Source organism: Dyadobacter sp. CY327 (assembly GCF_021390415.1).
Lineage (GTDB): Bacteria > Bacteroidota > Bacteroidia > Cytophagales > Spirosomataceae > Dyadobacter > Dyadobacter chenhuakuii.
In genome coordinates this window covers 1,191,510-1,203,036 of the sequence record NZ_JAJUXJ010000001.1, presented here as the reverse complement: position 1 = coordinate 1,203,036, position 11,527 = coordinate 1,191,510, and the positions used below count along the sequence as shown (strand labels likewise).

Below are 11,527 nucleotides of genomic sequence, written 5' to 3'. Positions count from 1 at the left end.
TGGCGCTAAACTTTCGCTTTGCAATTAATAAAACTTTCTGTACTCAAATTTATTGTGATGTAACCGGGCGTTGTAGGCCTTTTTTTGACTATTTTTTTTTCTCTGTCAAAACGGAAGTAATGCGGTTCAATTCGTCAACTTTAAAGGCAAAATCGCCCTTTAACATATCCCTGACAGCCTTTAATTGTTCCATTGCCGTTTCCAGATTATCGGGCAAGGCTTCCCCTAAAACCTCCTTCAAACGCTTGGCGAGCGTCGGGGACATTCCATTTGTGGAAATCGCCACTTTCAAATTCCCTTTCCTCACCACCGAAGAAAGATAAAAATCGCAGATTGCGGGCGTATCGGCGACATTGACAAGCATGTTCCGCGACCTGGCTACGCCGGCGATCCGGGCGTTTTCCAGCTTGTCATTGGTTGCGACAATAACCATGTCTTTCGTGTCAAGATCCGCGTCCTCAAACCTGCGTTCAATTAAACTTATCCGGGAATTCAGGTTTGCTATATCGCGTATTTCCTGGCGGATGTCGGGGGAAACGAGCGTAACATTGGCAAGGGGCGAATTGTCCAGCACGGCTGTGATTTTTTCCAGTCCTACATATCCTCCACCCACGATAAGCGTATGCAGGTTTTCGAGTTTGAGGAAGATCGGGAAGAGATTGTTCATGTTCAAATTTACATTAAATCTGACAATAACCTGGTTATGCGAGGGCTTTTATAACTATTCCAACAAATCCACTTTTTCTATCTCCCACTTTCGCCGTACCTTTGCGGCATGATCGCGATTACCAACCTCAGTTACTTTCTTGGCGACCGGGCACTCTACGACAGTGCTTCGCTGCATATTAAGCCCAAACAAAAGATCGGCCTTATCGGTCTTAACGGCACAGGAAAGTCAACATTGCTTAGAATGATAAACGGGGAGTTCCAGCCGGACGGCGGAAATATCTCCAAATCGGGCGACTGTACCATCGGTTTCCTGAACCAGGATTTGCTTTCTTACCAGAGCGATGATTCCATTTTGTCGGTAGCCATGCAGGCTTTTGAACGGCAAAATGTGTTGCAAATCCAGATGGACAAGATCCTGCACGACATGGAGCACGATTATACAGATGCACTGGTCGATAAGCTGGCGCGGGTCCAGGAAGAATTTGAAGCATTGGACGGTTACACCATTCAATCCAAGGCAGAAGCGATCCTGGAAGGCCTGGGTTTTGTTACAGATGATCTACACAGACCATTGAAATTGTTTTCCGGGGGTTGGAGAATGCGGGTTATGCTGGCAAAGTTGCTCTTGCAAAAACCATCATTACTCATGCTCGATGAGCCAACCAACCACTTGGACTTACCTTCTATTCAGTGGGTTGAGAAATATGTTCAGAGTTATGAAGGCGCTGTGATCGTGGTTTCCCACGACAGGCAATTTCTGGATAACACCATTGACACAACGGTTGAAGTTGCCAATGGAAAGCTGAATTACTACGCCGGAAACTATTCCTACTATATGGAGGAAAAAGAGGAACGCAACGAAATTCAGCGCGGTGCTTATGAAAACCAGCAGGCCAAAATTCGCCAGACGGAACGATTTATCGAGCGTTTTAAAGCCAAAGCAACCAAATCGCGTCAGGTTCAGAGCCGTGTGAAGGCATTGGATAAAATGGATGTTGTGGACCAGGTGATCGACGAGAATGCGAAAGTGCATTTTCGTTTCCAATTTACTACGCAACCGGGAAGACACGTTTTCCAGCTTGAAGATGCTTCCAAAGCTTATGGCGACAAGGTCATTCTGGACAGCACCAACATTAGCATGGAACGCGGTGATAAAATTGCATTGATAGGAGCCAACGGACGCGGAAAATCAACAGTGCTTCGTGTTGTAGCTGGAACAGAGCCGATTGAAGGAAAAAGAAGACTAGGGCACAATGTTTCTTTTACATTCTACGCACAGCACCAGCTGGAATCGCTGAATGTGAACCACAACCTTATTGAAGAGCTTAAATACGCTAATCCTAACAAAACTGAGACGGAGTTACGGACGGTTTTAGGATGTTTTTTATTCACCGGGGATGATGTTTTTAAGAAAATAAAAGTCCTTTCGGGAGGTGAGAAATCACGGGTTGCATTGGCCAAGGTTTTGCTTTCGCAAGCCAACTTCCTGCTGCTCGATGAGCCTACCAACCACTTGGACATGCAGTCGGTGAACATTCTGATCCAGGCTTTGCAGCAATATGAAGGCAGTTACATTGTGGTTTCCCACGATAGATATTTTGTTGAAAACATTGCGAACAAGATCTGGTACATTGAAGATCACCAGATTAAGGAATATCCAGGCACATATCAGGAATATGAAGTGTGGGTTGAAGAGCGTGGTTTGCAATCGGCTGTAAGTGATAAAGCAACGGTTAGCAGCGCACCGCCACAGAAAGCAGCTCCGCAACCTGCATCCAATGGTAATGCCTCCAAAAACAATGGTAAGCCTGTTTCCAATGAAGATTCGCAAAAAATAAAGAAAGCACAGAAGCAGATCGAAGAACTTGAAGCTACGATCAACAATCTGGAAATCAAGAAAACAGAAACAGAAGTTAAGCTCGCAAATCCGGAGATTTACAACGATTCAAAAGCACTTGCTGATTTAAACAGATTTTATACAGACATTAAACAGAAGCTGGATCAAAGCACGGAGACCTGGGAGAATCTGATGCTGGAAGTGGATGCGCTGGCTGGGAAGTAAGTATTTAATATTAGTAATGCAGAAAGGGAAATCAAACGATTTCCCTTTTTGCTTTTAATGTCTAATTCAATCCAATAGTTCGAGCATAAACGTCTTTCAGCTCTATCTGGACATTAATGTTTGTCAATGTGATCCGCTCGTTAATGTTGTTGATTTCTGAATTCAACAACCAAGTGCCGTCTTCGTTTTTCCGAAAGACCTCGACGGAAATTGATAAGGAATCAACAAGGATATAGTCCGTCAATGTTGGGATTGATCTGTAAAGCCGAAATTTATCACCCCTATCATATGCGCTTGTAGATTTAGACAATACTTCAATTATTACAGATGGGTTGATTAATGTGTCCTTATCATTTTGAGAGAATTCCGGCTTCCCGCAAAGGATTATTATGTCAGGATAAGTATAAAGACCGTTTTGGGGAATATGCAAGCGCATGTCACTTGAAAAATTTTGACAAGATCGGCCTTTCAGTGCCATGTAAATTTCCCCTGATAGGTTTGCCATAATCCGATTGTGATTAGGACTCGCCCCTGCCATTGCAAATATCTCTCCCTTGTAATATTCGCTCTTATAATCGGCTTTCCTTTCCAGCTCCAAATACTCTTGTTCTGAATACATTTTAATAGTCTGTGCGATCATGTTGGATAATGTAAGTTAAAAAATAGTTGCCAGCGTGCAAAACACGTTTGGCTATTCAGACGTACATTACATAAAAAGTCACAGGATAATTTTAATGATTTATTATGAGGTTGATTTCGCTTTTTTTGTGGTTTGGGTTGACGTATGGAAATGCGAATGCGCAATCTCAAAACATCAGATTGGAAGATTTTATATATAATGATAAAATAAAAACCGTGCTGCTTGCACCAGCATTGGAAAACCCCGAAAACCCAACGCGCCTGCTAACGCCTTCCATTAAGCCGCTAACGAGTCCTGCCCCGCTTGTTTTAGAATTTGATGATCTTTCGGGTCAATTTGAGGGTTACCGTGCTAAAATCATCCATTGCAATGCGGATTGGACCAAATCAAACCTGAACGACATTGAATTTACATTTGAATTTAATGAATATCCGATCAATGATTACCAGCAGGCTTTCAGCACCAAAGTGCCTTATTTTCATTACAAACTAGAATTGCCTAAACTCAAATTATCAGGAAATTATGTCATTTATGTTTATTCCGATCGGGATAGAAAGCCTGTGCTAAGCCGCCGTTTCATGCTTTATGAATCACGCGTGAACATTGATGCGAAAGCGCGTTTTTCACAAGGGATTCAGCAGCAGTTCTCGGACCAGCAGCTTGATTTTGTAGTTGATTATAAAGGATATCCCTTAAATGCGCCGCAAACAGACCTGAAAGTGGTCCTCAGGAAAAACTTCCGTTTCAATGAAATAAGGACCAATTTTAAACCGACCAATGTCAGGCCTTTTGATCAGATTTTGGAGTACACATTCTTTGATCTGGAAAACACTTTTCCCGGCGGAAATGAATTTCGCTATTTCGATAGCCGAAGCCTGACAGGCAGGGGTTTTGGCGTTAATGAAATCGAGCGGTCGGACGAATTTACAAGGCTGATGTTATTCCCTGACAAGTCCCGGGCTAACAATGCATACATTCAAACAGATGATTTTAATGGTCAATACATTGTAGATCAACGTGAATCAGGGAACGGAAGTATCGAAGCTGACTATACGCCTGTCCTGTTCACATTGAGAACCCAACAAGACCCCGAGGCTACATTTTACGTGAATGGTGCCTTCAATCTTTGGCAACTTACGGATGCCAATAAGATGACTTACAATGCGGCGACAAATGCTTATGAAGTTGAAATGATGATCAAACAAGGCGTCATCAATTACAATTACACGATGGTTAAGGCGGGACAAAGACCGGATGAAGGATATATTGAAGGCAATTATGGCGCAACAGAGAATGACTATGACATCCTCATTTACCATCGCCCGCAAGCCGGAAGAGCCGATCTGCTGATCGGTTACCGTACTGTGGAATGGAACAGAAGGCGCTAAAAGGCACAAGAAAAGGAGCGACAGACAGTCGCTCCTTCATCAATCAGAATATTATTTGCTATACATTAAAACGGAAGTGCATGATGTCCCCATCCGCAACAACGTATTCCTTGCCTTCAACGGCCATTTTACCAACTTCTTTCACGCCAGCCTCTGTTTTATATTGCTCGTAATCAGCAATTTTAATCACTTCCGCACGGATGAAGCCTTTTTCAAAATCACTGTGAATCACACCCGCAGCTTGTGGCGCTTTCCAGCCTTTTTCAATCGTCCAAGCTCTTACTTCCTTCACACCGGCTGTGAAATACGTAATCAGGTTCAGCAGTGAATAAGATGCTTTGATCAATTTACTCAAACCTGATTCTTTCAAACCATATTCTCCCAGGAACATTTCATGCTCTTCCGGATCTTCAATTTCCGAAATCTGTGATTCGATAGCTGCACAAAGGACAATTACGTCTGCGCCTTCATGTTTCACAGCCTCGCGCAGTTTTTCAGAATACTCGTTGCCGGTCAGCATTGAGTTTTCATCCACATTAGCAACATACAGAACCGGCTTGGCAGTCAGCAATTGCAAATCACCGATTACGGCTTCTTTGGTTTCTGCATCAATCACGACGCTGCGGGCATTTTTGCCTTCTTCCAGCGTTGCTTTATATTTTTTCAGCCATTCCAGTTCCGCTTTTGCTTTTGCATCACCGGCACGGGCTCCTTTTTCTGTTTTTTGGATTTTCTTATCAACAGATTCGAGATCTTTCATCTGTAATTCAATGTCGATGATCTCTTTATCAAAAACAGGGTCCACACGACCTTCCACGTGCACGACATTTTCATCCTGAAAACATCTTACAACATGCACAATGGCATCAACTTCCCGGATATTGGCAAGAAATTTATTCCCTAACCCTGCTCCCTGGCTTGCGCCTTTCACAAGGCCGGCTATGTCAACGAATTCTATGATGGTTGGTATAACCTTCTGCGGACTTACCAGCTTTGTAAGAACATCCAGACGCTCGTCAGGCACAGTTACCACGCCTACGTTGGGTTCGATTGTACAGAAAGGATAATTGGCGGCTTCGGCTTTACCGGTTGAAATGGCATTAAAAAGAGTGGATTTCCCTACGTTCGGCAATCCCACGATCCCACATTGAAGACTCATGTTATAATTTATGCAGTTAAAAGCAGGTAGTTTTCCATGCAACAATGCAAAGAGCTCCTGTCTGCCAGATGATAATTTACAAAATTACCACTTAGCGAGTAGAAAAACCAAAAGCCTTCGTAATAGATTGCGAAGGCTTTTTCATTCTGTTAATTTTTTTAATCCCACTTAAGGTCCGACTCTCCAACTACGTCCACCTCATCTGCCTTGGCTTCGAACTGAGAAAAGTCAACTTCCGGCATCAACTCTGTTTTCACATGATCCACGGCATCCTTCAAAGCATCAACGAACTTATCAAAATCCTCTTTGTATAAAAACATCTTGTGTTTTTCATACGTAAAACCGTCTCCCTGCGGATGGCGGCGGCTTTCTGTGATGGTAAGATAATAATCGTTGGATCGCGTCGAGCGAACATCGAAGAAGTAAGTCCTTTTTCCTGCCCTGACCCTTTTGGAGTAGATTTGCTCTCTGTCTTCCACTATGTTAAGTTTTAAATAGGTTTTCAAACGCTAAAATATAAAGTTTATTGCTGCTAACAAAAAAACAAGAGCATATTAGCAATTTGTTAGTATTGACTAGTACATTTTTCATGTAGCGCGCTCACTTTTGCTTTCGGAATTGCTCTTTTTTAAAAAGTTTTTATTAGTTTTGAAATTCGTGGGTTTCCAATTTCTCGGGAAACTCCAAATAAATGGTATGAAATAAGGGCTTTTACCTTATTTATGTTTCACCTAAAACCACAGATATGACTTATAATCGTATCCTGATTCTTATCCTGTTAGCTTTCGCTTTCACGCCTGAAACCTTCGCACAGGTTAAACTAGGCAAAACTGAAACTGGTCACGCATCCTATTATGCAACCCGGTTCAATGGCAAAAAAACCTCCTTTGGAGAAGTGCATAAAAGCACAGAATTGTCAGCAGCTCACAGAAGCTACCCGCTTAATACGATGCTCGAAGTAACGAATCTGGAAAACGACGAAAAAGTAATTGTAAGAGTTAACGATCGCGGACCTTTTGCAAAAAACCGATTGGTCGATCTTAGCAACGAGGCCGCCAGATTACTTGGCATAATTGCAAAAGGTGTTGCCAATGTCTCCATCCGCGTAGTAGGCATGGAAGGAATGGTGCTCCTTGATCCTAATGAACAAATTGACGCCAGATCGGGAAAAGTAGTCGCCATGCGCGGCAACAGATAATGTAATTTCAGAATGAACAGCCGGCAACTTGATCTAGCAAAAGTAAGGGAGTTTGGCAATCTGGAATTTCTGGCAAAACAACTTGTGGAAGGCTTTATCACAGGCCTCCACAAATCCCCGTTTCACGGTTTCTCCGTTGAATTTGCGGAACATCAGCTCTATAACACAGGGGAATCCACCCGTAACATTGATTGGAAGGTCTACGCCAAAACAGACCGCCTTTATGTAAAACGTTACGAGGAAGAAACCAACCTCCGCTGCCATTTACTGCTCGATACTTCCTCTTCAATGTATTACCCCGAAGAAAGTTACGGCAAAATGACGTTCAGCGTAATGGCTGCTGCAAGCCTTACTTATCTTTTACAAAGACAAAAAGACGCAGTAAGCCTCTGCACATTCTCCGAAAATATCGAAATCCAGACGGCTGTAAAATCTACGCCATCTCACGTGCACAAGATTATCCTGGAACTGGACAATGTGCTGCAAAGCAAGCGGCCGCTAACAAAAACCTCCGTCGCCACCGTTTTGCACCAGATCGCGGAGAAAATCCATAAGCGCTCGCTTGTAGTAATTTTTAGCGATATGTTCGATAACCTGGAAGAAGCCGATAAGATCTTCTCCGCATTACAACATTTAAGACATAACCTTCACGAAGTCCTACTATTCCACGTTACCGACCGCCAAACCGAGGAGCTGTTCGCTTTCGAAAACCGCCCTTATGAATTTATCGACCTCGAATCGGGCGACAGGGTTAAGGTCCAACCGGATCAGGTAAGGGAATCTTACAAAGAATTTGTAGGCGACTTTTATCAAAAGCTTAAACTGAAATGCGGCCAGTATAAGATCGACTTTATTGAGGCGGACATTGCAAAAGGCTTCGATCCTATCTTAATGGCGTATTTGGTGAAACACGCTAAAATGAGGTAATTTTTTCAGAAATTTGAAAGCAGATCCCTTCCCGGTTTGCTGTCAGATATGAAAAAACACTTTACCCACTTCTTCTATTTAACCTTCATTTTATTTTCGCTGGCAGGGTGTAAATCTGCTGAGAAATCGCTTAAAAAGGGTGATTTCGATGAATCTGTCATCCGGGCGGTTGATAAGCTGAAAAACAATGCCACGCACAGCTCCTCCATCGAAGCGCTAAAACAAGCCTATCCCCTCGCGCTCGAACAACATTTGAATGATATCAAGCACAATAAGGAGTCGGATGACCTTTTTAAATGGGAGGCTGAATTGCAATCCTACGTTAAACTAAACAGGCTCTTTCAGGCGATTGATCAATGTAGTTCGTGTGCTAAACTGGTTAGCGCCCAGAATTTCGAAAAAGAGGAGAAACTGGCAAGGCATAATGCCGCAAATGTCCGTTACAAAGAGGGGCAAACATTGCTGGCGATAGGCGACCGCGAAAACGCACGGAAGGCTTATGAGCATTTTGAAGTGGTCAATAACCTGATCCCGAATTTCAATGATGTGGAGAAAAAGCTGGAACTGGCTTATGAGGTGGCATCTTTCAAAGTAGTTGTGGAGCAGGTTTTGGTTACTTCCAGGACTTACCAGCTGAGTAATGAATATTTTCAGGAAAGGGTCAATGAATATCTGCAAACCAATAAGCGGCTGAATAAATTCGTGCGGTTTTATATGCCCGAAGAAGCGGGAAACCTCAAACTCGAACCCGACCACATTATCAGACTGCAATTCGATGATTTCGTCGTAGGAAATACGCTCGTTGAAAAAAATACGGAAGTTGTGATTAGTAAAGACAGCGTAAAAGTGGGTGAGGTCCAGGTGGGCAGAACGAAAAAGCCTGTTTATGACAAAGTTACGGCGAAGCTGACCCAAAGCCGCAAAACCGTTCTCTCCGCAGGGTTACTGGATATGCAGATCATGGATTTCAAGACAAAGCGAGTAGAAACCCAGGAAAAATTTAATGGTGAATACAACTGGATGTGCGAATGGGCTTCCTTCAATGGCGATGAACGCGCCCTTACTGCGGCTCAGCTTAGAAAGTGCAAAAGCCAGGAACTGATGCCGCCTGCTCCCCAGCAACTATTCATAGAATTCAGCAAACCGATTTACGAACGCCTTACCAGCAAGCTGCAAAGTTATTATGCAAAATACTGATAAGGCGATTCATTAAAATTATCTACTAAGTATTTAAAAAGAGCGACATAAATAGCTCATCCAGGCTTGCCACCGCGATGACTTCGATCCTGAATTTTTTCAAGTCCAATCCTCTGCTGTTGTATTTTGAAATGTAAACTTTTTTGAAACCCAATTTTTCAGCCTCAGAAATTCGGTTCTCGATCCTGCTGACTGCCCTCACTTCTCCCCCAAGCCCTACTTCCGCCGCGAAACAGACCGAAGGCGGGATGAATTTATCTTCATAGGACGAAACAATAGAAGCAATCACCGCCAAATCAATCGCAGGATCTTCCACTTTCAATCCGCCAGCTACATTTAAAAACACATCCTGAACGCCCAAGCGAAAACCACCACGCTTTTCGAGCACTGCCAGCAACATTTGAAGCCGCTTTCCGTCAAAACCCGTGCTGCTTCTTTGCGGCGTTCCGTAATTAGCGACGCTTACAAGTGATTGTATTTCAATCAATAATGGACGGTTTCCCTCCATCATAGAGCCAATGGCAATGCCGCTTACCGGTTCGTCTCGCTGTGAAATGAGAATTTCGGATGGGTTACTAACCTGCCGCAAACCGGAACCGTGCATTTCGTATATACCAAGTTCAGAAGTGCTCCCGAAGCGGTTTTTCACTGTTCGCAGAATGCGATAGGTGTTATGACGGTCACCTTCGAATTGCAAAACCGTGTCCACCATATGTTCCAGCACTTTCGGCCCTGCCAGCGAACCATCTTTGGTAATGTGTCCGATAAGAAAAACCGGGACGCCCATTTCCTTGGCGTATTTCATAAATTCGGCCGTACATTCCCTCACTTGCGAGACGCTGCCTGCGCCTGATTCAATGTAAGTGGATTGCATTGTTTGAATAGAGTCGATGATCAGGATCTCAGGCTGAAAATCTTCGATCTGCCGGAAAATATTTTGGGTATGGGTTTCCGTGAGGATAAAGCAATTGTCACTTTTAGAATCCATCCGCTCCGCCCGCATTTTTATCTGCTGATCGGATTCCTCTCCCGAAACGTACAAAACCTTCTTGTTGGACAGCGTAAGTGCAATTTGCAGCATTAATGTTGACTTCCCGATTCCGGGCTCGCCACCGATCAGAACCAGCGAACCTTGTACAATCCCGCCTCCCAGCACGCGGTTGAGTTCTCCGTCAAATGTTGTGATCCTCGGCTCATTCTGATATTCAATTTCAGCAATAGAACGAGGTCTACTGGCCAGATTGACGCCTTTCCAGGCAACTGCGGTCTTCTTATCTTCTTTTTCAATAACTTCCTGAACAAAAGTATTCCATTCGCCGCACGACGGGCAGCGACCCACCCATTTGGGTGAATTATACCCACATTCCTGACAAAAATAAGCTGTCTTGGCTTTGGCCATAAGTAGAAAAGTAATATTTATATATCCTTAAAGACTAACACGATTTACCCAATAATTATCTAAATATTTGTACGTTTCAATCACAAAATCAAAAAAAATATGGGCCGGGTATAGTTTTTTATTTTTTCGCGTTATTAACCGGTTTTACTTAAAAAATTATATTATCCATGAACATCCTGAAAAAAGTAGCTTGCCTCTGCCTGTTATGCTTGATTGCCATAACATCCGCGCAAGCACAGAAAAAAGGTTTTGCGTTCGGTATTAAGGGTGGTGTGAATTTATCGCGCCTGACGATGGGAAATGTTTTTACGACGAGATACGACGCTGCGGGGAATCCCTACCTGGGATATGATGGCAAGGAAGTGAAGGATAATCTGAAACAAAGTTTTGATACAAGAACCGGTGCAGTAGGCGGCATTTATGCAAGATTCGGCCGTACATTATTCATTCAGCCCGAAGTGCTCGTTTCCACCAAAGGAGGATCATTTGAAATCGTTAAGAATGATCTTGAAACACCCGTAACAGAAAGAATTAATGTTAAATACAGCAACATTGATGTGCCTTTGCTCATCGGTTTTAAAGGCGGTCCGTTAAGAATTTTGGCGGGACCCGTAACTTCATTCAGAATTGGCGATAATCAGCGCTTAAGAGATGCTTTTGAACATTATACGTCGGACCTAGACAATGCCATGTCCGAGGCAACATTCGGATATCAGCTGGGTGCTGGCCTGGATATCGGCAGTTTTAGTCTGGATGTGCGAAGGGAAGGTTCATTTACCAATCTTGCATCGTTTCAGGTGAACGGACAAAATGTTGGAAACGGCAACGAGTCTGTGAAGCAAAAGATTAAATCCTGGCAGGTAACACTTGGACTGAAAATATTCTAAA

The 11,527-nt window shown here is 43.4% G+C and carries 11 protein-coding genes; 6 read left to right on the top strand and 5 right to left on the bottom strand.

What is annotated here, in order from left to right; translation table 11 throughout:
• Positions 1–88 precede the first annotated feature (88 nt).
• The gene (locus LZG74_RS05090) at positions 89–667 is read right to left on the bottom strand and encodes a bifunctional precorrin-2 dehydrogenase/sirohydrochlorin ferrochelatase (protein WP_233795515.1); all 579 of its coding nucleotides are present in this window, start codon (positions 665–667) and stop codon (positions 89–91) included.
• A 108-nt stretch (positions 668–775) separates the two neighbouring features.
• Between LZG74_RS05090 and LZG74_RS05085 the strand changes: the two genes are divergently transcribed.
• Positions 776–2,731, top strand: coding sequence for an ABC-F family ATP-binding cassette domain-containing protein (locus LZG74_RS05085; RefSeq protein WP_233795514.1), 1,956 nt, complete (start codon positions 776–778; stop codon positions 2,729–2,731).
• A gap of 61 nt (positions 2,732–2,792) precedes the next feature.
• Here the strand turns inward: LZG74_RS05085 and LZG74_RS05080 are convergent, their stop codons facing one another.
• A complete protein-coding gene (locus tag LZG74_RS05080; protein WP_233795513.1) occupies positions 2,793–3,371 on the bottom strand; it encodes a Uma2 family endonuclease in 579 nt (192 codons plus the stop codon).
• 104 nt (positions 3,372–3,475) lie between these two features.
• Between LZG74_RS05080 and LZG74_RS05075 the strand changes: the two genes are divergently transcribed.
• Positions 3,476–4,759: a DUF5103 domain-containing protein gene (locus LZG74_RS05075; protein ID WP_233795512.1), complete on the top strand. Its 1,284-nt coding sequence runs from the start codon at positions 3,476–3,478 to the stop codon at positions 4,757–4,759.
• 58 nt (positions 4,760–4,817) lie between these two features.
• Here the strand turns inward: LZG74_RS05075 and ychF are convergent, their stop codons facing one another.
• The gene (gene ychF / locus LZG74_RS05070; protein ID WP_233795511.1) at positions 4,818–5,918 is read right to left on the bottom strand and encodes a redox-regulated ATPase YchF; all 1,101 of its coding nucleotides are present in this window, start codon (positions 5,916–5,918) and stop codon (positions 4,818–4,820) included.
• A 158-nt stretch (positions 5,919–6,076) separates the two neighbouring features.
• Positions 6,077–6,424 carry a DUF3276 family protein gene (locus tag LZG74_RS05065; RefSeq protein ID WP_082213641.1) on the bottom strand — a complete coding sequence of 116 codons (348 nt, stop codon included), beginning with the start codon at positions 6,422–6,424 and terminating at the stop codon, positions 6,077–6,079.
• A gap of 239 nt (positions 6,425–6,663) precedes the next feature.
• Here LZG74_RS05065 and LZG74_RS05060 point away from each other — a divergent pair, with 239 nt between their 5' ends.
• Genes LZG74_RS05060 through LZG74_RS05050 form a run of 3 tightly spaced genes read left to right on the top strand, consistent with a single transcriptional unit; the run spans position 6,664 to position 9,240 of the window.
• The gene (locus LZG74_RS05060; protein WP_233795510.1) at positions 6,664–7,116 is read left to right on the top strand and encodes a septal ring lytic transglycosylase RlpA family protein; all 453 of its coding nucleotides are present in this window, start codon (positions 6,664–6,666) and stop codon (positions 7,114–7,116) included.
• Between the two features lie 12 nt (positions 7,117–7,128).
• A complete protein-coding gene (locus tag LZG74_RS05055) occupies positions 7,129–8,043 on the top strand; it encodes a DUF58 domain-containing protein (protein ID WP_233795509.1) in 915 nt (304 codons plus the stop codon).
• A 48-nt stretch (positions 8,044–8,091) separates the two neighbouring features.
• Positions 8,092–9,240 (top strand): hypothetical protein, encoded by a 1,149-nt coding sequence (locus LZG74_RS05050; RefSeq protein WP_233795508.1) that lies wholly within the window; start codon positions 8,092–8,094, stop codon positions 9,238–9,240.
• 25 nt (positions 9,241–9,265) lie between these two features.
• Here LZG74_RS05050 and radA read toward each other — a convergent pair whose 3' ends face one another.
• Positions 9,266–10,639 carry a DNA repair protein RadA gene (gene radA, locus LZG74_RS05045; RefSeq protein WP_233795507.1) on the bottom strand — a complete coding sequence of 458 codons (1,374 nt, stop codon included), beginning with the start codon at positions 10,637–10,639 and terminating at the stop codon, positions 9,266–9,268.
• A gap of 167 nt (positions 10,640–10,806) precedes the next feature.
• Between radA and LZG74_RS05040 the strand changes: the two genes are divergently transcribed.
• Positions 10,807–11,526, top strand: coding sequence for a porin family protein (locus LZG74_RS05040; protein ID WP_233795506.1), 720 nt, complete (start codon positions 10,807–10,809; stop codon positions 11,524–11,526).
• Position 11,527: the final 1 nt, after the last annotated feature.